Source organism: Alkaliphilus flagellatus (assembly GCF_018919215.1).
GTDB classification, from domain to species: Bacteria; Bacillota; Clostridia; order Peptostreptococcales; family Natronincolaceae; genus Alkaliphilus_B; species Alkaliphilus_B flagellatus.
In genome coordinates, this window is sequence record NZ_JAHLQK010000004.1 from 391913 (window position 1) to 414332 (window position 22420).

Consider the following 22420-nt stretch of genomic DNA (forward strand, 5'->3'; position numbering starts at 1 on the left):
TTTTAATTATAAATTTATATTAGCATATTATTAATATATGACAAAATTTTTCTTAACTAATTAGCATGAAAAATATCTTTTAATTCCTCTTCTAATTTCACTTTTACTATATATAGGATCATTATATTCTTTAATGTTATAATACTGGATAACTTCTGCAATAGATCCAATATTATATTGATTTATTTCATTTACATTATTAAAAAATTTCTTCTCTTTATCTAAGTATCGGATATAATCTTTTATATTTTCATATATCAATTTATCCATCTCCCTTTAGTATAATAACCGCTAGTTTAACCCTAATTCTTTTCGTTTATTTTCAATATGGTCTATATAGATTTGTACTGCCTTCTCTGCATCCATCTCTACCATAACTTTCCCTAAACCTAGAGTTTCAGTAGTCTCTGTTAAAGTTTTTACTACAACATCGCTACCTGTAATAGATGGAACTGGAGCAACATGAACTAACCATCCTAAAGCAACTGCAGTACACGCATCAGCTACAGCTTTTTGTTCTAAATACTCAGGAGCTCCAATAACTAAAGGAAGCTTATTCGTATCTACATTTAAGGCGTCTGCTAATTCTTTTGCTGTGTGAGTCATCTTTCCAATATCCACACAAGCACCATAGCTAAGCACTGGAGGTATACCTAATTGTTTACATACAGCTTTTAATCCTTCTCCACATTCTTCAGCAGCTTTAGGATTTGTAAGTCCAGTATATTGCATAACACTGGAAGTACATCCACCAGATAATATAAGGATGTTATTTTTGATTAACTCTTTTGTCATCTTAAATATATTACTACCACCTTGTCCATATCTAGCTGTAGTACATCCAACAATTGTGGCTATTCCTCTAATATTACCATTAGCTATTTGCTCAATTAGAGGATCAAAGCTACCACCTAAGGCTTTTTTTATTGATTCTGTACTAAAGCCAACCATTGTGTCGGATATGTGAGGAGGAATATATGTTTCTCTATGCTCAGCCTTTCTTTCTTCAAATGCTTTAATTGCCATATTTAATGCTTTTTCTGCTTGTTCTTTCATTTTTTCTGGAATAAAGTCTAATGTTTCAGTTCCTTGCAGCTTTATAACAGGATGTGTACTTAATAATTTAGTTCCAAATCTCTTTGCAAATATTGGCATTGTAGGCACTGTACAGTTATAGTCAAACATAAATAAATCAACTACACCAGTAGCCAATAAATATTCTTGAGATAGCCACTCACCTTCTTGACCCCCATAGGCTTTTTGATTATGGGTACCTTCATAGTTAATAAGTTGTTGACCTTCACATACATGTCCTAAAATTTGAATACCTTCTGCACCAACAGCCTTAGCTTTCTCCTGCCATTCAACACTAGACGCAAGGTCAATAGCTACATGAGCCAATAATGGCATATGACCGTTTGTAACAACATTAATCATATTATCCTTTAAAAGCCCCATATTTTGTTTTTTCATAGTAATTTCTTGACTACCCATTAAAATTTCTTGAATAATACATAGTAAAAATAGGCCTTGATATTCATTAGCAATCCCTAATCTTACACTGTTTAAAAGGAATTCTACAGGATCCGAGTTAAAGTTTGTCATACATCTTGTTTGAGCATAAGCTACTTCACTATAGCCTCCTCCTGGGAATAAACCTAACTTTCTCCAAAGTTCTTTACGCTTAGTAGGTGCAAACACTTCTACAGTTTTAGATTCCACATGATGAGGTGCATGTATATCATCCATAACCCACTTAGCAAATTCTACAGCTATATTTTCTATAGGCTGATTTACATTTAGACCTGCCATATCAGCATATTTTTTTAACTTTTCAGCATCTCTTATTTTTAATCCGCTCTCTGGATTCTCCCCAGCTGCCTTTAATGTACGAGCTGCCTGATGACAATGAAAAATATTTGCTGAAGTACCTATAGTAACATGTCTATACATAAAGTTTCTTGCTACCATAGTATGCGCATCTACCCCACATACACCCCTAGGTACCTTAGGACTAATTCTACATGGACCATTTGCACAAAGCTGACAGGATAATCCTTCGATACAGAATTTACATTGGATTGGCTGTTGCTCACTAAATCTATCAAATACGTTTGTCATACCAGCTTTGTGCACGACTTGATACATTTCTCTCATTGCAGGATCTATCATCACATTTAATGGATATCCTTCTTTTGTCTGATCCCCTTTATCTACATGTTCACGTTGCCACTTATGTAACTCTTCCATAGAAGAAGACTTTTCAATACTGTTATAATCTACCTTAATCTTATTATGCAAATCTATATGTAAGCTTGGATCATTGAAATGTTCTGGTGTTAGCTCAGCACCTATATTTTTTTGAGCTCCTGACATTCTCTTTGCACTATCTTCGTATGTACTTTTAATATTTTCCTTAGACAATTTGTATCCTCCTTTACAAAATATATTAGCTTTATTTTTATATACCTTAGTTTTCCTAAATTTTCATGGAATATACAATAAAAAAGTGGTTTGAATCTATCTCATAAACTAATATCCTACTTAAAATTATTCTACTAATTTCACAACGCTTAATATCACACCTAGATTTTAAGCTTTAAGTTAAAAATCACAAATACCTAGAGCTTATTAAAAAATTTTATACATTCTTAGAAAGCAAAATAAATAATAAGATAAGATCAATATATAACTGTGATAAAAGTCACATTAAAAAGTGATTTTACTCATATTTCAATCCAAAATTTAAATATATAATAAAATAAATTATAAACATATTTACTAGTTTCTAACTAAACAAATATAAAATAATAGGAGGCTTTTATGAAAATTACTAGAGAAATGCTTATAGGTGATATTTTAAGGATTAATCCCAATGCAGCACCGATTTTGATGTCCTTTGGAATGGGTTGTCTTGGTTGTCCATCTTCTCAAATGGAGTCTTTAGAACAAGCAGCAGCAGTACATGGAATTGATGTTAATCTACTTATAGAAAAATTAAATGCATAATAAAAAAATAAGCTTAGAAGATGTAAATCTAAACATCTTCTAAGCTTATTTAATAGATTATTATTTTTTATTCGATAGCTATCGTGTCCAAGCTTTTAATTTTTGCATATCTTTAATAACTATTTTCTTTCTATCAATATCTATAGATCCTTCCTTTTTAAACTGACTTAGAGCTCTACTAACAGTTTCTCTTGCAGTTCCTATTAAGTTAGCTAAATCTTGTCTTGAAAGGTTCAATTGTAGCTCTATACCTTCAGGTGTCTGCTTACCGTTATTTTGAGCTAGCTTAATAATTGTCTGAGCAGTTCTTGCATAGGTATCACCTAAAGCTAACTCTTTTACCTTTTGTTGAGAGCTATACAGTTTTTTACTAAATACCTTTATAATGTGAAGTGCTATATCTGCATTTTTCTTAATAAGGTTTTCAAGATCTTCATTACGTATCATTCCTATACATGAATCTTCTAAAACCTCTGCCCCAGCTGGATACGCAATATCGTTAAACAGTGCAACCTCAGCAAATACATCACCATCTGAAAGAATAGCAAATATCAGTTCTCTTCCGTCTGGGGTTGTTTTATATACCTTTACCTTTCCAGACTTAATAAAGTAAAAGGCTTCTCCCCTATCACCTTCCATAAAAATAATTGTACCTTTACGTAAATTTTTCTCTATAGTCACACTACTAATTTGCTCAAGGTCCTTGTCACTTAAATCTTTAAATACAGGTGCCTTTTTTAATATATCAACGTCTGCCATTTCCATACTAGTTTCCTCCTCCCACAATGTTTACCCCTTATATAAATAACATATATTATTTATATTGATAACCATTATCTATTATATCAAAAATACATTATTATGAAAGCATATAATTGTATATGCCTAATGTAAATATACCTATTAAATATTTAAATCATTGACCTTTGTATAGAATCGACTGAAATAATATTGACAAAATGAGTATAGAGTAGGATAATAGATGTTGGGCAATTATTTTGTTAATTTTACTACAATATAGGAGGAATTTTACATGTTACACCATTTTATTGAACTAGTAGTACCTAATATCATCTATTTATTAGAAATCCTTGGTGTATTTATAATTACCTTTACTGCATTAAAGTGCTTTATTAGATATGCAGCAAGAGGATTTGACCTTAGCGATGACGTTATCAAGATTGAACTTGCAAGAGCCCTATCTCTTGGACTTACATTTTTATTGGGCGGAGAAATTTTATCAACTTTATTCGCTAAAGACTTAAAGCAGATTTTTACAATTGCAGGTATTGTTGTTATAAGGGTTGCTCTTACTTACGTTCTTCATTGGGAAATCACATCAGATATGGATCACTGTAACTCTTTTTCAACATTAAAAGAAAGAGTTGCTTGTAGACAAGATGTTATTCAACAAAAATCTTCTAACAAGCATTAATATATTGTATAAAAATAAAACTCCATAATTATGGAGTTTTATTTTTATACAATATATTATTTTTTCTAAAGTCTTATTCTTTTTTTAGTGTTTTTAGCAATAAGTATAATAAATAATAATACTACCGATGACATTACAATAGTTCCGCCTGGAGCTAAATCACCATAAAATGATACAGAAAGTCCTATTAATACAGATAGTACACCAAACAATATAGAGTACATAAAAGTCTGTCTAAAGCTCTTAGAAATTTGTAAACTAGTAGCTACAGGTATAACCATTAGGGATGATACTAAAAGTACTCCAACAATCCTCATAGATACTGCAATTGTCATTGCAACTAAGACAGTAAAATAAAGGTTAATCCATTTTATCGAAACTCCAGCTAATCTTGCAGCCTCCTCATCAAAGGCCATATAAAATAATGATCTATAGAAAACTATTATAGATAAAAGTATAAAAAATCCTAAAATAAAAATAACCAAAATATCATGATTTGATACTAAACCTATACTTCCGAATAGATAACTAAAAATAGCAGAATTAGAACTCCCCAAACTAATAAATATAGTAGCTAATCCTATACCCGCTGAAAGCATAATTGCAATAGATAGTTCTGCATATTGTTCGTATTCTTTTCTAAGTTTTTCGATAGCTAAAGCAGCTAAAACTGAAAAACCTAGGGCGGAGTACACAGGATAAATACCCCCTAGCATACCTCCAGCAACCCCTGCCAAGGCTACATGAGATAATGTATCACCTATCATTGACATTCTTCTTAAAACAAGAAAAATACCTATTGCCGGGCAAATAACTGCAACCATAATACCAGCTAAAAACGCCCTTTGCATAAAACTGTAAGTCAACATTTCTAACATAACTATTCCCCTTTATTAATGTCTATGATTTAATAGACTTGAGTTTTCTCCATAAACCTCTTTAATGTATTCCTGCTCATTAAAGTCCTGTGAAGAATGTACAAACACCTGTTTATTGCCAACACATGCTACTCGATTGGCCCGGTTAGTAATTACACCTATATCATGAGATACCATAATTAAAGTAATTCCTAATTCTTTGTTTAACTTTTCCATCAGCCCGTAAAACTGTTCCTGGGATTGTACATCTACTCCAATTAAGGGCTCATCCATAAAAATAATTTCAGGATTACTAATAAGAGTACGAGCTATAAAAACTCTCTGTTGTTGACCTCCTGATAAATTACCAATTAGATGTTTTTGATAATTAGACATATTAACTACGTCTAATACCTCTCTTATCTTTTCTTTATGCTTTGCATTAAAAAACTTTAGAAAACCCATTTGAGTATATAAGTTAGCCCCTACAACTTCTTCAACCGTTGCAGGGAATGCAGAGTTAAAATCCCTTACTCTTTGAGATATATAGCCTATTTTACCCCATTGATTAAATTTTTCAATAGGTAAATCCAATAAGCTAACACCACCTTTTTGTGGTTTTAAAATTCCTAGCATAATTTTAAGTAATGTGCTTTTAGCAGAACCATTTGGCCCTACAATTCCTAAAAAATCACCCTTATAAATATTCAAATTTATATTTTCTAATATATATTTTTCATCGTATCCAAAATATATATTTTTCACTTCTAAAACCTTATCCATCTACTTCACCAAAGCTTTCTTTAATGTCTCTAAATTTTTATACATAAGAGAAATATAGTCTTCTCCATTTTTATTTTGTTTATCTGTCAAGCCTTCTACATTGTACAACGTTAAAACTTCTAAGTTAGCTTCTTTAGCTAAAACCTCTGCGGTTTTAACATTTGCCAAAGCTTCAAAAAATATATAGTTAATTTTATTCTCATTTGCAATTTTAGTCAACTGTGCAAGTCGTTTAGGACTTGGCTCCGCATGTGGAGAAATACCAGCCACTGAGATTTCTTCTATATTATATCTTCTAGCTAAATATCCGAAAGCAGAATGGGATACAATTATTTTTCTTTCAGTAGCATCCTTTAGTCCTACTCTAAATGACTCATCTAACTTATCTAATTCACCTTTAAAATTATTAAAGTTTTCTTCATAGATATTTTTATTATTAGGATCTACATCTATAAAAGCTTCTTTAATCATTTTAGAAATATGTATTGCATTAACAGGATCTACCCAAATATGAGGATCATATTCTCCATGGTCGTGGTCATGTTCCTCTTCCTGCTCATCTTCATGATTATGATCATCATTATGCTTTGTATCATAATTAATTAGTTCCACTGCTTTACTAGCATCAACTATATAAATATCTTTGCCCTCTAATAAGTTAAGTACTCTATCTACCCAAGGCTCCATATGAAGACCATTATAAATAAAAACATCTGCCTTCTCCAGCTCTGCAATGGTTTTAGGAGAAGGCTCAAAGCTATGAGGTTCTGTACCTGTAGGTACTATTGTATCGAGCTGAATATTATCTCCCCCTAGATTTTTAGCAAAATCATAGTAGGGATAAAAGCTAGTATATACTTTCAGTAAATCCTCTTTCTCATCTGTTCCTTCTATAATTCCAATTGTATCTGGCTTTCCAGCACAACCTACCAATACTACTACAGTAATAATTAAAAATATAAATATCTTCAGTATTTTAGTTTTCATAATATACCCCCCAAAATTCACTATTCAGTGCTATCTTTTTCCTCTTAATATAGATTATATCCTTTTTCTTAGATATTTAAAATATTTTTATGTCCTTTATATATAAACTTAGATAGTATAGCTAAAAAACACGGGTTTTAAAATATAAAAGTCTGCCTTAGGCAGACTTTTATATTATGACTCGTCATTTATTTTAGATTGCTTTTCTTCCTTCTTTTTTCGATATATTATAGTTGAAACTATAATACTAAACTCATATAAAAATAACATAGGAATTGCCATCATAGTTTGAGAAACAACGTCTGGCGGTGTTAGTATTGCTGCAACTATAAATATTCCTAGAATAACCATTTTTCTATATTTCTTAAAAGTATTTGGAGCAACTAAACCTAATTGGGTCAGCAAAATAATAATTAATGGTAGCTCAAATACTAAGCCAAATGATAAAAGTAAGGAGCTAATAAAGCTGATATAATTAGCGAAAGAAAATAATGGTGCAATTTGATCCACAGACATCTTAATAAAAAACTTAATTGTCATAGGAATAATTATAAAATAAGCAAATGATACACCAATTAAAAGAAAAATAATGCCCATAAACATTGCAAAAAGTACATATTTTCTCTCTTTTACCTTCAGCCCTGGCTTAATAAACATCCATATTTGAAACAATACTATAGGTGAAGCTACAAACAAACCTAAAACTAAAGAAATTTTAACATAAGCAATAAAAAGTTCTGGAGGACTTAGATAAATAAACTCCAATCCTTCAGCAGGTCTTACAATTAACTGAATAATTATATCGATATAATTGTAACATAACAGTGAACCTAAAATAATTACTATGCTGGAAATAATTAATCTTTTTCTTAATTCTCCTAGATGTTCCACTAATGTTAAGCGTGCGTCATCCGTCATTGCTTGGCCTCCTAATATTTACCCTCTACTTAGATTCTTTATCTTCTAAAGATATATCTTGTTTTACTTCTTTAGAAAACTTTTTAAATTCGCTAATAGACTTACCTAAGGACTTACCTAGTTCAGGAAGCTTTCCAGGCCCAACTACCACTAAAGCAATCCCTAATATTAAAATTAATTCACCTGTACCTAATCTACCAAACATATTATCTCCTCCTTAATATTTCCCAAAATGACAATTTGGAAAAGTACAAATTTTACATTTCAGGCATTGTCCACCATAACCCATTCTTGTAATGTCACGTCTTACAATTTTTTCTCCTGCCATTACTCTTGGTAATAAAATATCAAAAGCTGTAGTATCAGAAAACATAACACATCCCGGAAGCCCAAATATCGGAATATCTTCTAAATAAGCATATAAAAGCATTGCCCCAGGCAATACAGGTGTACCATAGGAAACAATACTAGCTCCTGTTGCCTTAATTGCACCGGGAGTTTTATCATCTGGATCTACTGACATACCTCCAGTAACTACAATAAGCTCTGCGCCCATATCTTTACATTGTATAACTGCCTCTTTAATCTGATCCAACTCGTCTGGTACTATTGTTTTATAAAAAATTTCCGTATCAAATTTCTTCAATTTTTTTTCTATTACTGGTCCAAATTTATCTTCGATTCTTCCTTTATAAACCTCACTACCAGTAACAATTAAAGCAGCATTTAGAGGTTTAAAAGGTTTAACATTAAAAATAGGCCCTTTTTCTTGTAAAATACTTTTAACTGACTCTATTTTTTCACTATTTATTATAAGAGGAATGACTCTACATCCTCCAATAAGCCCATCTTCATCTATTAGTCTATTACCATGAATTGTAGCCAAGCATATATCTCCTAAATCATTTACATCATCTAATAAATCCCTATTTATTTTCAACAAACCTTTTTGTTTTGCTATAATATTTATCTTTCCTTCTTTAGGATCAGTAAATAATACTCCCTCACCACAAATTAGCTTACCTAAAGCAATAGCTGCTTCATCTTCGTGAAGCTCATCTTCCTTTAACTCAAATATATATATATGCTCTTTACCAATTCTTAATAGTCTTTCAATGTCTTCTTCTTGAATGACATGACCCTTTTTAAAAGCTACTCCCTTAAACTTTCCTGGAACAATCTCCGTAATATCATGTCCAAGCACCATTCCTACAGCTTCTTCTGTCTTCACAACCTGCATTTTTCCACCTCTATCCAATCGCTAATAGACAAGTATTAACGATTACATGTTATTATGATCTTTTTAGCTTCTATTATATACCTACTTAGTTTTTTTATCTTCTAAAGATATTTCTTCTTTTATTTCATTAGAAAACTTTTTAAATTCACTAATAGATTTCCCTAAGGTTTTTCCCAACTCAGGAAGTTTTCCAGGTCCTACTACTATTAAAGCAATGGCCAATATTAAAATCAACTCACCTGTACCTATTTTACCAAACATACCAATCCCACCTTTTCGTATATTCCGAAATTTAAATAAGAAGGATTCTTTGTTAAAAAATTATTAACTTAATTATATTATACCAGAGCTATAAAACTTTTTAAATAAATTATATATTAAAATATATAATTATTTTTTATACTTCATAAATCAATTTAAAATCCTACCTATATATTATATCCTGCTAATTGTAGCTCTAAGTGCTTCTTTTTTTTCACAAATTGCACAGTATTTTTTCTCTTCACTAGAAGGAACAAATTTTTTCTTACATGCTGAACATACAATTAAGTTTTTCTCACACTTTATACTGTATGATTTCAAGGCATCTACTGAAAAAGTTCCCCTTATTATTGCCTTTTTTGAACATAAGTTGGCGCATATACCACAATTATAGCATTTTCCGCTATTATGAGATACCCTAACTTTTTCTTCTTCCTTTTCTACTTTCCAAGCGCCCCCTAAGCAAATAGACTGACAAAATCCACAGCCATCACAGTTATCATTTACATTCCAAGAAGCAAAGAAAGGTAAGTTATCGTATTCTGTTTTTTCTTGTGAACCTTCTATTTTTTCTATAGATTTTAATAAAATCCTTCGTATTGATACTTGATTATCTTTACTACTAATGATTGTATCTGCAGTTTGTGCAGCAAGATAGCTAGACTCTTTTTTTAATAATGAAAAAAGTTCCCTACGTGAAATATTTTCATTTGATAAACCGCAAAGGTCTTCTTCATTATTAATAATTTCATACTGAGGATTTATTTCAAGTAATTTTACAAAATCAACAGCAACATTTAATGATGATTGGAATACACAAGAATTGTTACTTATTTGACAGTTATTACACTTACTTAAATTAAAATAAAACTTTTTATCCTTAAATAATATAAACAAAGCAGCTAATAGTTCGCTATGGAAACCATTTAAACAACTTAGTTTTAATGTCCCTACTCCATTCTTTTTAGAACAAGAAAATATAATATTATCCTTATCTTTTATTGTGCGTAAAATATTTTCTTCACCTAATCCTTTAACTGTAATTGCCTGAGTAGGACAAACAGCTTTACAAATTCCACATCTGTTACACATGTTCTCATCAAACATAATTTTTCCTAGTTTAAATGTAATGGCTCTTTCAGGACATAAATCCTTACATTTACTACAACTATTTGGCATGCCATGGAAATTAATACATTTTTTTAGCTGTATCTCTGGATAATGCTCTTCCGTCAATTTTTCTATAAAAAAGTTTAGTAACAATACTTTACCCTCCTTTCTATCAATTATCATTACAGAAGAATATATAATTTTAAAACAAAGCTTATATTGAAGCTTTTTAAAATTTCAAGAAACCCTTGTTGAAACGCATTTAAAGTAAAGTGTATATTAGAGAATTTCATGCTTTCCTTTAAATGCGTTATAACAAAAAGTCCTAGATTGCAAATGCAATACTAGGACTTACGTACAAGTATAAGTCTGTTCCTATCTCCTTTGCAACATATGGTGAAGGCATAAGTGTTGCCAAATACCCCCTGTGGACCCTTTGGTCCAGTTTGAAGTTTCGCAGATAACAACATTATAAAACCACAACTCGGAGATTTGTTAAGTTCATATTTATAATAGAACAAAAACTATACTTTGTCAATTTTATATCTAATTAATTTTAGTTAATAAACACTATTATTACCTAATTATTTAACACCCTTAGTCAAACAAATGACAAGCTGCCATATGTCCACCACCAATATCCTTCATTTGTGGTTCTATTTCAGCACATTTAGCAGTTGCATACTTGCATCTTGTTCTAAACTTACAACCAGAGGGAGGATTTAGTGGACTTGGTACATCCCCTTCTAATATAGTCTTTATTTTGCTTTTTGCCAGTCTCGGGTCCGGTACAGGTATAGATGATAGTAATGCCTGTGTATATGGATGGGCTGGTCTATTGTAAAGTTCATTACTATCTGCAAGTTCTACCAGCTTACCTAAATACATTACTCCTATACGATGGGAAATATGTCGTACCATGGAAAGGTCGTGGGCTATAAATAAATAGGTAAGCCCCATTTCATTTTGTAGCTCCTCTAACATATTGACAACCTGGGCCTGAATTGAAACGTCTAAGGCAGAAATAGGCTCATCACAAAGAATAAACTCTGGATTAATGGCAAGAGCCCTTGCTATACCAATCCGTTGTCTTTGTCCACCACTGAACTCATGGGCATATCTATTAAAATAAGAAGGGTTTAATCCCACCTTTTCTAATAATTCATATACCCTTTCTGACCTTTCCTTTTCACTACCTATGTTGTGTATAGATAGAGGTTCTTTAATTAACTGATCTACAGTCATTCTAGGATTTAAAGATGCATAGGGATCCTGAAAAACAACCTGCATTTTTCTTCTATAAGGCTTAATATCTTTTTCTTTCATTCTACTAATATTTTTTCCTTTATAGAATACATCTCCTTCAGTACTATCATAAAGCCTTATGATAGTTCTTCCTAATGTAGACTTACCGCAACCAGATTCTCCTACTAATCCTAAAGTTTCTCCTTCATTTATATGAAAACTAATATCATCTACAGCCTTTATATATTGTACTTTACCTAAAAAAATATCTTTTCTAACTGGAAAATACTTTTTTAGATTTTTTACTTCAATTAGTGTATTTTTTTCTAATACCATATTTTTTCTAATTTTATCCATGATATCTTCATCCTTTCACAACTTTGCAGATATCCTTACTTATTCTTTACTTATCCTTACTCAAAAGCCAACACATAGCCTTATGTCCTGCTTCTACTTCATAGTATGAAGGCTGTTTTTCTCTGCAAATATCCTTTGCATAAGGACAACGCTCGGCAAAGGGACAACCACTAGGAGGCTTTGAAAGGTCTGGTGGACTACCTTCTATAGGTATCAGCTTTTGTTTCTGCCCATCTTCCATTTTAGGCAGAGACTCAAGTAATCCTTTGGTATATGGATGCTGAGGATTATAGAAGATTTCATCTACAGTTCCTTCTTCCATAACCAAACCGCCGTACATTACAATTACCCTAGAACAAACATCGGCTACCACACCTAAGTCATGGGTAATTAAAATAATAGAAGTATTAATTGTATCCTTTAATTCCTTCATAAGCTCAAGAATTTGTGCCTGTATAGTTACATCAAGGGCAGTAGTAGGTTCATCAGCAATCAATAGATATGGCTCACAGCACAATGCCATGGCAATCATAGCTCTTTGTCGCATACCACCACTAAACTCATGAGGATAATTATTATATCTTTCCTCTGGAGATGGAATACCCACTAATCTAAGCATCTCAATAGTCTTTTCACGCGCCACCTTTTTATTTACTCTTTGATGCCTTCTTATAACTTCTGATATTTGATAGCCAATAGTAAACACAGGATTTAATGAGGTCATAGGATCTTGAAAAATCATGGCAATTTCATTACCTCTTATTTTCATCATTTCCTTCTCTGATATATCCATTAAATTCTGTCCTTTATAGTTAATTTCCCCACCTACAATTCTTCCAGTTGACTTTAGCAATCTTAATATAGCCATGGAAGTTACACTTTTACCACTTCCTGATTCTCCAACAACACCTAGCACTTCTCCATTATTCAAATAGAAAGAAGCTCCTCGAACAGCCTGTACTTCACCATTATTAGTAAAAAAAGAAACTTTTAAGTTATTTAATTCCAATAAACGCTCTGTCACTTTTATAGCCTCCTTTCCTAATCATTATTTACCTTAGGCTCAAAGGCAACCCTAAATATATCTCCTAAAACGTTAAAGCTAAGCACTGTTAAAAGAATCAGCATACCAGGGAAAATAGCTAAATGCGGAGCCTCTCCTATATAACCTTGTGCATTTTTAAGCATGCTACCCCAAGATGAGTTGGGCTGTTGTACTCCCAAACCTAAAAAGCTCAAAGAAGATTCAGTTAATATTGCGGTAGCTATGTTAATTGTAGATGCTACAATAACCGTTGAAAAAATATTAGGAATAATATGCTTTAATATAATTTTTTTCGACTTTTCCCCCGAAACCTTAGCATATAAAACATATTCTCTTTCCTTTACAGTCAATGTCTCTGCCCTAACTATTCGTGCTATGCCCATCCAACTAAAAACACCTATAATAATGATAATATTTTGAATACCAGGCTTTAAATATGCATTTAATATTAAAATTAAGAAAAATGTCGGTATACACATTAAAATATCAATAGTTCTCATTATTAAATTATCAACTTTACCACCAAAATATCCACTTATAGTGCCTACAATAGTACCAATAGCAGTAGAAATAATCATAGATAAAAAACCCACAGTTAAAGAAACCCTACCTCCGTACAATGCCCTTGTAAGATAGTCTCTTCCCATATCATCAGTTCCAAATATATTTTGTAGTCTTGGGCTCCCTAACCGATTTGTTACATTAATAGCATTAGGATCATAGGGAGATAAAAAAGCAAAAATCGATGATATAGCTAATATTACAATTATTGTGATTGCGGCTATTCCCAATTTATTTTCTTTTAATTGATATTTTAAGTTTGTTAGCGATCTATTATTCATCTGATCATCTCAACTCCTTAATTCTCGGATCGGCAATTCCATATAAAATATCCGATAGTAAATTACCTATAATTAATAATAAAGATGAAAACATAGTAATTGCCATAATAACTGGATAATCAAAACTAAATATAGAATTAATCCCTAGTTGACCCATTCCTGGCCAGCCAAAAACCGTCTCTGTAATAAATGCACCAGAAACAAGTGAAGGTAATGACATTCCTACAATTGTAATAACAGGTAAAATAGAATTTTTTAATACATATTTATAAAGGACCTCTGCCTTGCTTGCTCCTGAAGCATATTCTACCATAACATAATCTTCCTTTAATTGACTAATAGTACTAGATCTAATATATCTAGTAATAACTGCAACATTTTGTAAACTAAGAACTATAGTAGGCATAATTCCGTGTTTTATAAGATCCCAAGTAGTATATACTCCAACTGTTCGCATACCTATACTTGGAAGAAGATTTAACTTTAGTGAAAAAGTATAAATTAAAATCATTGCAAACCAAAAGCTTGGTATAGAAATTCCAACATAAGAAAAAATGGTGGATATATTATCAATCCATTTATTTTTATTAGCTGCTGAAATAAGTCCTAGCGGAATACCAACTAATATTGATAAAAGTAATGATGATCCCATTAATCCTAAGGTTGCTGGAATTCTTTCTAATATTTGATTTAAAACTGGTCTATGATTAATTAATGAATAACCTAAATTCCCTGTAATCACGTTTTTTAACCACTGTATATATTGAATATGCACTGGTCTATCTAGTCCTAAATTTTGTCTTATACGTAATATATCGTTATCACTCATAGCAGGTGTAATAAAAGATTGCACTGGGTCTCCTGGAGCTAACTTAATAAGCGAAAAAGACACTATGGAAATAACTATAAGCATAGGTATAGCTTGAATTAATCTTTTAATAGTTAATTTTCCCACTGTTTACATCTCCTAACATAGACATGAAAGTAAACCCAGATTCAGGTTTACTTTCATATTGTTTTTATTTATTTCATATACAGCTTGGATAAGTCTCTAAACATAAAAATCGGAACTGGCTTAGCCTCTTCAATACCCCCAAATGCTGCATTAATAGCAACTATTGACTTTGGATATGCAATTGGATACACTACCATATCTTCAATAACTTCTTCTTGTATGTTAGTATAGATTTCTCCTCTTCTAACTTCGTCTTTTTCTATAACTGCCTTATTCCATAATTCATCCATTGCTAGGTTTTCATAGTTCATAAAGTTATTCATACTTCCAACTGTGAATAGACCTTTATATCCATCTGGCTCGCTTCCCATTACATAACCATTATATGCTAAGTCAAAATCCTTATTTTTTGGATCAAGTAATTTTTGATAAAAAGCTCCTCTTTCCATAGCAATTAGCTCCAGCTCTATCCCTACATTTTTAAATTGATGCTGCATAATTAAACCTTGATTTTCTTGTGCTTTATTAGAGTTAATATAAGCTAATTTAAGTTTTAGATTTTCTGCACCTGCATTAGCTAAAAGTTCTTTTGCTTTATTTTCATCAAAGTTATATTCTTCAACTTTATCTGTATAGTAAGTTGTATTTGGTACAAAAACAGAATAAGCTTTTTCTGCATAATCTGTAGATTCATATGCACCAACTATAACCTCTTCTTTGTTTATAGCATAGGCTATAGCTTTCCTTACATCTTTATTTTTCAAAGTATCATTATTTAAGTTAAATACCATATTATTTAACATACCTTCGTTGTATGTTACTACATTTAGATTAGGGTCTGCTTCAAATTTAGCTGCATCTTTTGGATCAATATATCTAGCACTTAGTTCTCCATTTTGCAAAGCGATATTTGCCGCGTTTGGATCAGATATTACTCTATAAACTACAGAATCTAAATGGGCTTTACCATCAAAATATTCATCGAATCTTACTAGCTCAACTTTTTCTCCACTCTTAGAATCTTTAAATTTGAAGGGACCAGACCCAATTGGTGATGCATTTTTATCACTCTTAGCTAAATCAATTTCTCTTTCAAATACATGTTTTGGAATGGGCAATATTTTCGATACATTACTAATAAAAGGCATAGATATTTGTGGAAGTTTAAATTCTACAGTGCTTTCATCTACCTTAACTACCTCAACAGGCTTTCCATCAATAATAAATGAATCTCTTAAATGACTGTTTTGAGCTGGGTCAAGTAATGATTCTATTGTAAATACAATATCATCTGCTGTAATTTTTTCACCATCATGCCACTTTATTCCCTCTTTTAATTTAAGTGTATAAGTTAAATAGTCTTCCGAAGGAGTGATGCTCTCTGCTAAGAAAAAATGTGTTCCCTCTTCGTCAATTACATATAGCGGTGCAAACAAAGCATTATTAATTGTCATTGTTACTCTATCACCAGCATAAAGTGGATTTAGTACATTTGGATCGGAGCCAATAGCAAATATAATTGTTCCACCATCTTTTATTTCATTAACAACAGTTCCATTTGTATTTGGCTGATCAACTTGTGTTTTATTACCACCGCATGCTGTTAAAAATACCATAACTGCTACCATCATAAGTATTAAAAATCTTTTAATTTGCATTAAAAATCCCCCTTAAATAAGTAAATTTTCATCAATTTTAATTCCCTATAATTCATATCGGTTTACTTGGTATTAGACATGGATTTATTATAACATCAACACTAATAGCTGTGCAATCACTATTTATTATAAAAATTATTAACTATAGTTAATAATTTGAAATTAACTATGTAAATCCTATCCTTTATAACAGGATAGGATTTACCTTATTATTTAAGCTTAATCTATTTATATCCGATAATCGCCGCTCCAATAGCTCCAAGAAATTGTGATTCATCGGTGGAAATAATACTTACTCCAAGTTTATTGCTGAGAAGTTCACCTAGTTTTTTATTTCTAGAAACTCCACCTGAGAAAAACACTTTATTTTCTACTCCCATTCTACTTGCTAAAGAGTAGGTTTTATTACATACAGAATGCAAGAGTCCTGAAGCAATTGCTTCTTTAGAAGCGCCTTCCGCCATTAGACTTACAACCTCAGACTCTGCAAAAACTGTACACATGCTATTTATATTGGCCGGTTCTGTACCAGCTGCTAGTTCTGAAAGATCTCCGACATCGACCTCTAGGGCATTTGCCATTACTTGCAGAAATCTACCAGTACCAGCTGCACACTTATCATTCATTAGAAAGTCTATAACAGTACCTTTATCATTTAGCTTAATAATCTTACTATCCTGTCCCCCAATATCTATAACAGTCCTAATATTAGGATCTATATAGTGAGCCCCTCTTCCGTGGCAGGTGATTTCTGTAACCTTTTTATCTATAAAAGAAAGTGACACCCTACCATATCCAGTACCTACTATTGTACTGATATCATCTCTAGTAATATTGAGATCGCCCATTATTTCCTTAAGTAGTTGTCCTCCGGATTCCTTAGGGCTCCATCCTGTAGGTAGAAGTGCTGTTGCAATAATCTTTTCACCATCATAGGCTGCTGCCTTTGCTGCTACTGAACCTACATCAATTCCAATACTAATCACCAAATCACTTCCTTACAGTATATAATTCTAGTTTTAAGCAGTAACTGTAGATCCAATAGTTTCTAAGAACGCTTCTACCCTAACTTTAATTTGTCCTACATCAGAATCAGAGTAGTCAGTTTCTATTTGGATAAATGGAAGACTTAGCTCGTCCTTAACAAAGTTACGAACAGTAAAGGATTCTATGTTATATGTGTGACAGGCCTGCCATGTAAGATCAACTACACCGTCTACTTCATATTCTTCTGCTAATCTTTTAATAAGGTCTAATCTACCATTGTTATTTGTCATACAAGAACATGGTGTAGATAAATATTTTTCTGCAAGAGCAGTAATCGGATCTTTACTTTCATCTACTAATACGTCTAATCCTTTATATCCTGTACAATTTTCCAGAGCGACTACACTTGCACCAGATTCCTCTAGAACCTTTAATACCTTTTCTGATCCACTTCCTATAGGACATCCTGTTAATAAAATACGTGGAGCATTTTCATCGAAGGCATAAATACCCTTTTCCATTCGCTCTTCAACTTCAGAAATTAACCTTTCGATAAGCTCTATACCTGCTTCTTTATCTACATTAAAACCTTTTAACCATTGTGCTAACATCATATCTACACCTGTTAGCGGAGCAGGCTTATGCGCATTAAGTTTATGTAATCTTCTCATTGCACTTCTTTCTCTATTCATTAATTTAATAGCATCTCTTAATTTTCCATCTGTAATTTCTACCCCAAACTTCTCTTCTAAAAAGCTTTTAAATTTCATCATTTCATTTTTCCACATGCTTAAAGATTCTTCTCCTTGAGCTGTTTGTGGAAGATTCATTATATGCATAGGTTTTATTTTACCCATTAGCTCGTACATTTTCTTTTTACCATCACATGTTGTTTCTGCTAATAATACATCTGAAAAATAAAAATAAGGGCATTTATCAGTAATCGCAAAACCATAACTAGACTTAATAAGTGGACATAGGTTTCTTGGTAACTCTTTTTCTGCATCTTCTATAGGTGCTTGAGCTGTTCCACATAATGTAACTGAAATTGCATCTGCAGCTAATGCGATTTCTTGGGGTGAAAATACACAGTACATTCCTACTACTTTTTTACCTGCCTCGTGTGCTTCTTTAATTTTTACAGAATTAACTCCTCTTAGCGCCTCTACTTCTTCCATAATTTCTGGTCTCATTTTACATCCCCCTATATCTTGATTTAAATTTAACAACTTCCAACTAAATTTTATCATTACGAGTAAATAGCTACCAATTATAATTATCTATGTGTCGTGATACTATTATTGTTTTTTTCTATGATTATTTACTTATTTTAATATCAAGGTAAAAATTAATAAAAAAATAGAAGAGTCTACTCTTCTATTTTTTATTAATCTTTGTATAAAGTTTGTTTATTTTGGAAGCAGATTAAGTTTTTCTAGCTCGTCTGCTACATCTTTCATGTTTAATCTCTCTAATGTAGCTCTTGTAGGTGCTCCAGTTTTTTCATCCCATCCATATTCTTTGTAAAGCATTGTAAGTGCTAACTGCATATCTTCTCTGTCAAGTATAACTGTACCTGGTGTAAATGGTTTTGCATCAGGATTTTTTGCATCTATAAATACCCATTCTGGTATAATATCATGCTCATTACGCATATCGATAGTTCCCATTTCCTTAATAGTTGCAGCTCTATGCATAGTAGCGATTCTTTCAGCAGCTAAATCTAATTCTTTTTCAGATGTTTCTATGCCTGTTGCTAAACTAAAGAACTTAGCTTCTAATGCTGTATCTCCTCTGTAGTTTCTTGATTTAGAAGGAGAAACTGTCATTGGCCATACCCAGTTACATAATGTAATAGAGTCATGTAGGAAGTTTCTATCTAGTGACCATTTCGCAAACTTTGCTTTATATTCATTCATTGGAGTATAATCATTTGGAGCATCTAGTGCATCTGGGGAACCCCATACTTCGCCAGCAACTTCTTTTAATATTTCTATAGGAAGTCCTGCGCCTATCATATTCATATGAGTATGAGAGTTAGCATCTCTATTAAACATTATATTAACAAGTACCCCTACTTGAGCGCCAGCCTCATTACTATGATGCTTAGGAAATGCCATTTTTGACCAAACATTGTTTCCATATCCAGTCCAGTATTCTTTTCCTAAGTTCCATTCTTTATCTAACCAATAAGGTCCAAGACCTAATTTACTAAATTCTCCTTCTTTTAAAGCTATTCTTCTATAAAACTCTACTAAAAATCCAGGATCTCCTGATTCTACTAAATCCCATGGTATGCTGTCGTATTCTTCTTTTGGAAGTACTTCTTTTAATTTTCCAGATTGATAGCTATATTTAAAATCTCTACCAAGCTGACCATAGTTACTCCAAATACCATAATCATCAGCAAGTCTTGATCCTAAGCTTTTAGCGATTAGAGCTACTTCTCCTTGTTTTTCACCATCAGAAAATCCATTAACCATAACTGTACCTGGATTAATAAATCCTATACAAGTACTAGTTGCGTATCCTGATAAGCCATATTTTTCAAGTTCTGGAACCTTTAAATTAGATTGACAACGTATTGGACACGAGTGGCATCCGCCCATTTTAATTGTTCTTGCTTCAGCTACAGGACCTAAGTCAAATATTGCCTTTTGTGTACGAAGACCAACCTTATTCTTATCTCCAGCAGGACATTCTCCTGTTTCTACTTTTGGCTCTGCTGCTCCCCAGAATAAAGCAGTTTGTGCAGTCCAGCGGCTTCCTTTATCATGATACTCTGCCCATGGCTGCGGTGTGCTAGGTACAACGTGTTGATTGTTTGCACCTATTATGTCTTTCAACATATATTCATTAAGTTTTAACCATTCTTGGCCTTTACCTTCAGCAATATGAACAGCTTGAGTTCCCCTAACACCTATAGCCTTTAGTTTTTTAGAACCAAATACTCCACCATGTCCACCAGCAGAGTGGTTAACACTGTTTACTATAGAAGATAAGTGAACTAAATTTTCACCCGCTTGTCCAATGGAGGCAATACAGGCTTCTTTACCCATAACATTGTTTAGCTCATGAGTTGTATCTATTACTCCTTTTCCCCATAAATTAGAAGCATCTTCTATAGACACTTTATCATCTTCAATACGTAACCATACTGGAGTTTTTGAAGCTCCCTCAACAATAATAGCATCCCATCCTGCAAACTTTAAGAATGCTCCAAAGTTTCCGCCCATATGACTATCAGTAATAGCATTGTAAGGGTTAGTAGGTGCAAGAGAAGTAATATTTGTTCTTCCACTACAAGGCACCCCTGTACCTGTAAAAGGTCCAACACCAATTACTATTTTGTTTGCTTCATCAAAAGCTTTTGTACCTTGAGGAACTTCATCAAAAACAACCTTATAACCAATACCTGCTCCTCCAATAAAGTCCTTATATTTCATAGTATCTTCAACAGCAATACTACCTGTAGTTAAGTTTACCCTCAACATCTTACCTGTCCATCCAGTGATCTTAGACATTATTATTCCTCCTATCTATAAATCAATATGATAAATATTTAAGTTTCTATTTATTTATATTGTTAAAATAAAGTTTGCTTTCACTAATAATTATATTATGAAAAACGATATCCTTTTCTTGTAAACATTGCGGTCACTTCTTCCCAAGGCATTATTTTTAATGCTCCTGTAATACAGTTTTCTGCACATGCCCCACATAAAATACACTTTGTAGATTTTTTATCCTCTGGGTCTATTGTAGGCATATGCCATGGACAGGCCTCTGCACATGCTCCACATCCAACGCATTTACTTTCATCTACTGTCCAAGCACCTAGTTTTTCATTTAAACTAATAGCTTCTACGGGACAAGCACCCGCACACTTAGGTTCCTTACATTGTTTACATGTTTCAGGTGTCATAAGGAAGTTTCCAAAATAACCATCTTCACTACGATAATTATCTGTCATTTCTTTTCCATAGTTAAAGCTTCTACTTATTTTCACCCTTGAAATAAGAGGATGAATCTTACCGTCATTTGCTACTGTACAAACCATTTCACATCTTTGACATCCAGTACATTTATTCCTCTCAGCAATAAGTATCCCTTTAGCAGTTACAAAAGCGGAAGCACTTCCAACATCTGAATTAGAACATCCTAGTAAATTTAGTACAGAAGCAGTAACAGTTATACCTACTATTCCTTTTCCACTAACTTTTAAAAATTCTCGTCTAGTTCTCAATTTCTCTAAAAAATCTTCAATTTCTCTTTCAAACATAATAACTCTCCCTCCTAAATAAATATTTGTTAATGTACGTCATATTTTCTTCTTTATTGCTTTATAAATAGATTAGTGCTAGCGAATTTATCTTTAATTTGTTAAATAACAAACTTTTTTGAAAGATAAATGCCTACAAAAACAATTTTAGATTAGTAAAAAATCAGCAACACTAAAAAACGCTAACAAAAGCATTAATTCTAGATAACTATGCATCATTTTCACTAATCTACTTTACAAAAGGGGAGGCATACTCGTTTCCAAGTGTACCTATCGGTCTAAAACCTTAGATCTTTATCCTTAGGTAATTAGACTCGTAGATAATGTTTCGTATATTTAATTTTTTTAATACAGCACAATACATAAACTTTACTTATATACATAAAATATATTTATTGCTTACAATTTAACTATACTTTATATATTTACAACTTGTCAATAAATAAAAA

22 protein-coding genes and 2 riboswitches are annotated in these 22420 nt (G+C 32.1%); of the genes, 2 read left to right on the plus strand and 20 right to left on the minus strand.

What is annotated here, in order from left to right:
* Positions 1-60: 60 nt before the first annotated feature.
* Both KQI88_RS12200 and cooS read right to left on the minus strand, forming a co-directional pair.
* The gene (locus KQI88_RS12200) at positions 61-261 is read right to left on the minus strand and encodes a hypothetical protein (RefSeq protein ID WP_216417695.1); all 201 of its coding nucleotides are present in this window, start codon (positions 259-261) and stop codon (positions 61-63) included.
* A 30-nt stretch (positions 262-291) separates the two neighbouring features.
* Positions 292-2424 carry an anaerobic carbon-monoxide dehydrogenase catalytic subunit gene (gene cooS, locus KQI88_RS12205; RefSeq protein WP_216417696.1) on the minus strand — a complete coding sequence of 711 codons (2133 nt, stop codon included), beginning with the start codon at positions 2422-2424 and terminating at the stop codon, positions 292-294.
* A 399-nt stretch (positions 2425-2823) separates the two neighbouring features.
* Between cooS and KQI88_RS12210 the strand changes: the two genes are divergently transcribed.
* Complete coding sequence (locus tag KQI88_RS12210) at positions 2824-3009, plus strand: DUF1858 domain-containing protein (RefSeq protein WP_216417698.1); 186 nt, start codon at positions 2824-2826, stop codon at positions 3007-3009.
* Between the two features lie 78 nt (positions 3010-3087).
* Here KQI88_RS12210 and KQI88_RS12215 read toward each other — a convergent pair whose 3' ends face one another.
* Positions 3088-3774, minus strand: a complete 687-nt coding sequence (locus tag KQI88_RS12215; RefSeq protein WP_216417700.1) for a Crp/Fnr family transcriptional regulator — start codon at positions 3772-3774, stop codon at positions 3088-3090.
* Positions 3775-4042: 268 nt separating this feature from the next.
* Between KQI88_RS12215 and KQI88_RS12220 the strand changes: the two genes are divergently transcribed.
* Positions 4043-4444 carry a DUF1622 domain-containing protein gene (locus tag KQI88_RS12220; RefSeq protein WP_216417702.1) on the plus strand — a complete coding sequence of 134 codons (402 nt, stop codon included), beginning with the start codon at positions 4043-4045 and terminating at the stop codon, positions 4442-4444.
* A gap of 65 nt (positions 4445-4509) precedes the next feature.
* Here KQI88_RS12220 and KQI88_RS12225 read toward each other — a convergent pair whose 3' ends face one another.
* From KQI88_RS12225 to KQI88_RS12305, 17 genes are all read right to left on the minus strand, one after another.
* The gene (locus tag KQI88_RS12225) at positions 4510-5322 is read right to left on the minus strand and encodes a metal ABC transporter permease (protein WP_216417704.1); all 813 of its coding nucleotides are present in this window, start codon (positions 5320-5322) and stop codon (positions 4510-4512) included.
* Between the two features lie 15 nt (positions 5323-5337).
* On the minus strand, positions 5338-6084 hold the full coding sequence (locus tag KQI88_RS12230) for a metal ABC transporter ATP-binding protein (RefSeq protein ID WP_216417706.1): 747 nt from the start codon (positions 6082-6084) through the stop codon (positions 5338-5340).
* Positions 6085-7071, minus strand: a complete 987-nt coding sequence (locus tag KQI88_RS12235; RefSeq protein ID WP_216417708.1) for a metal ABC transporter solute-binding protein, Zn/Mn family — start codon at positions 7069-7071, stop codon at positions 6085-6087.
* A 174-nt stretch (positions 7072-7245) separates the two neighbouring features.
* Positions 7246-7989 carry a twin-arginine translocase subunit TatC gene (tatC, locus tag KQI88_RS12240; protein ID WP_216417710.1) on the minus strand — a complete coding sequence of 248 codons (744 nt, stop codon included), beginning with the start codon at positions 7987-7989 and terminating at the stop codon, positions 7246-7248.
* Positions 7990-8014: 25 nt separating this feature from the next.
* Complete coding sequence (locus KQI88_RS12245; RefSeq protein WP_212376144.1) at positions 8015-8194, minus strand: twin-arginine translocase TatA/TatE family subunit; 180 nt, start codon at positions 8192-8194, stop codon at positions 8015-8017.
* A gap of 12 nt (positions 8195-8206) precedes the next feature.
* Positions 8207-9229 carry a molybdopterin-binding protein gene (locus tag KQI88_RS12250; protein WP_216417712.1) on the minus strand — a complete coding sequence of 341 codons (1023 nt, stop codon included), beginning with the start codon at positions 9227-9229 and terminating at the stop codon, positions 8207-8209.
* An 81-nt stretch (positions 9230-9310) separates the two neighbouring features.
* Positions 9311-9490: a twin-arginine translocase TatA/TatE family subunit gene (locus KQI88_RS12255; protein ID WP_216417714.1), complete on the minus strand. Its 180-nt coding sequence runs from the start codon at positions 9488-9490 to the stop codon at positions 9311-9313.
* Between the two features lie 174 nt (positions 9491-9664).
* Positions 9665-10753 (minus strand): NADH-quinone oxidoreductase subunit I, encoded by a 1089-nt coding sequence (locus KQI88_RS12260; protein ID WP_216417715.1) that lies wholly within the window; start codon positions 10751-10753, stop codon positions 9665-9667.
* A 210-nt stretch (positions 10754-10963) separates the two neighbouring features.
* Positions 10964-11102, minus strand: a riboswitch (molybdenum cofactor riboswitch).
* Between the two features lie 95 nt (positions 11103-11197).
* Positions 11198-12202, minus strand: coding sequence for an ABC transporter ATP-binding protein (locus KQI88_RS12265; RefSeq protein ID WP_281417565.1), 1005 nt, complete (start codon positions 12200-12202; stop codon positions 11198-11200).
* A gap of 46 nt (positions 12203-12248) precedes the next feature.
* The gene (locus KQI88_RS12270; RefSeq protein ID WP_216417717.1) at positions 12249-13226 is read right to left on the minus strand and encodes an ABC transporter ATP-binding protein; all 978 of its coding nucleotides are present in this window, start codon (positions 13224-13226) and stop codon (positions 12249-12251) included.
* Positions 13227-13243: 17 nt separating this feature from the next.
* The gene (locus KQI88_RS12275) at positions 13244-14089 is read right to left on the minus strand and encodes an ABC transporter permease (RefSeq protein ID WP_216417719.1); all 846 of its coding nucleotides are present in this window, start codon (positions 14087-14089) and stop codon (positions 13244-13246) included.
* A 4-nt stretch (positions 14090-14093) separates the two neighbouring features.
* Complete coding sequence (locus KQI88_RS12280) at positions 14094-15044, minus strand: ABC transporter permease (protein WP_330656220.1); 951 nt, start codon at positions 15042-15044, stop codon at positions 14094-14096.
* Positions 15045-15112: 68 nt separating this feature from the next.
* Positions 15113-16702 carry an ABC transporter substrate-binding protein gene (locus KQI88_RS12285; RefSeq protein ID WP_216417721.1) on the minus strand — a complete coding sequence of 530 codons (1590 nt, stop codon included), beginning with the start codon at positions 16700-16702 and terminating at the stop codon, positions 15113-15115.
* A gap of 224 nt (positions 16703-16926) precedes the next feature.
* Positions 16927-17688, minus strand: a complete 762-nt coding sequence (locus tag KQI88_RS12290) for an acyl-CoA dehydratase activase (protein WP_216417723.1) — start codon at positions 17686-17688, stop codon at positions 16927-16929.
* 33 nt (positions 17689-17721) lie between these two features.
* Positions 17722-18882, minus strand: a complete 1161-nt coding sequence (locus KQI88_RS12295) for a double-cubane-cluster-containing anaerobic reductase (RefSeq protein WP_216417725.1) — start codon at positions 18880-18882, stop codon at positions 17722-17724.
* 216 nt (positions 18883-19098) lie between these two features.
* Entirely contained in the window at positions 19099-21213 is a 2115-nt protein-coding gene (locus tag KQI88_RS12300; protein ID WP_216417727.1) for an aldehyde ferredoxin oxidoreductase, read from the minus strand.
* Positions 21214-21308: 95 nt separating this feature from the next.
* Entirely contained in the window at positions 21309-21971 is a 663-nt protein-coding gene (locus tag KQI88_RS12305) for a ferredoxin-like protein (protein ID WP_216417729.1), read from the minus strand.
* A gap of 213 nt (positions 21972-22184) precedes the next feature.
* A riboswitch (molybdenum cofactor riboswitch) is annotated at positions 22185-22303 on the minus strand.
* Positions 22304-22420 lie beyond the last annotated feature (117 nt).

Coding starts and splice junctions, on each gene's coding strand:
- KQI88_RS12275 (WP_216417719.1), bottom strand. CDS start 14,089: ATGAATAATAGATCGCTAACAAACTTAAAATATCAATTAAAAGAAAAT.
- tatC (WP_216417710.1), bottom strand. CDS start 7,989: ATGACGGATGACGCACGCTTAACATTAGTGGAACATCTAGGAGAATTA.
- KQI88_RS12250 (WP_216417712.1), bottom strand. CDS start 9,229: ATGCAGGTTGTGAAGACAGAAGAAGCTGTAGGAATGGTGCTTGGACAT.
- KQI88_RS12285 (WP_216417721.1), bottom strand. CDS start 16,702: ATGCAAATTAAAAGATTTTTAATACTTATGATGGTAGCAGTTATGGTA.
- KQI88_RS12210 (WP_216417698.1), top strand. CDS start 2,824: ATGAAAATTACTAGAGAAATGCTTATAGGTGATATTTTAAGGATTAAT.
- KQI88_RS12225 (WP_216417704.1), bottom strand. CDS start 5,322: ATGTTAGAAATGTTGACTTACAGTTTTATGCAAAGGGCGTTTTTAGCT.
- KQI88_RS12300 (WP_216417727.1), bottom strand. CDS start 21,213: ATGTCTAAGATCACTGGATGGACAGGTAAGATGTTGAGGGTAAACTTA.
- KQI88_RS12305 (WP_216417729.1), bottom strand. CDS start 21,971: ATGTTTGAAAGAGAAATTGAAGATTTTTTAGAGAAATTGAGAACTAGA.
- KQI88_RS12265 (WP_281417565.1), bottom strand. CDS start 12,202: ATGGATAAAATTAGAAAAAATATGGTATTAGAAAAAAATACACTAATT.
- KQI88_RS12245 (WP_212376144.1), bottom strand. CDS start 8,194: ATGTTTGGTAGATTAGGTACAGGTGAATTAATTTTAATATTAGGGATT.
- KQI88_RS12215 (WP_216417700.1), bottom strand. CDS start 3,774: ATGGAAATGGCAGACGTTGATATATTAAAAAAGGCACCTGTATTTAAA.
- KQI88_RS12295 (WP_216417725.1), bottom strand. CDS start 18,882: ATGAGACCAGAAATTATGGAAGAAGTAGAGGCGCTAAGAGGAGTTAAT.
- KQI88_RS12235 (WP_216417708.1), bottom strand. CDS start 7,071: ATGAAAACTAAAATACTGAAGATATTTATATTTTTAATTATTACTGTA.
- KQI88_RS12255 (WP_216417714.1), bottom strand. CDS start 9,490: ATGTTTGGTAAAATAGGTACAGGTGAGTTGATTTTAATATTGGCCATT.
- KQI88_RS12220 (WP_216417702.1), top strand. CDS start 4,043: ATGTTACACCATTTTATTGAACTAGTAGTACCTAATATCATCTATTTA.
- KQI88_RS12230 (WP_216417706.1), bottom strand. CDS start 6,084: ATGGATAAGGTTTTAGAAGTGAAAAATATATATTTTGGATACGATGAA.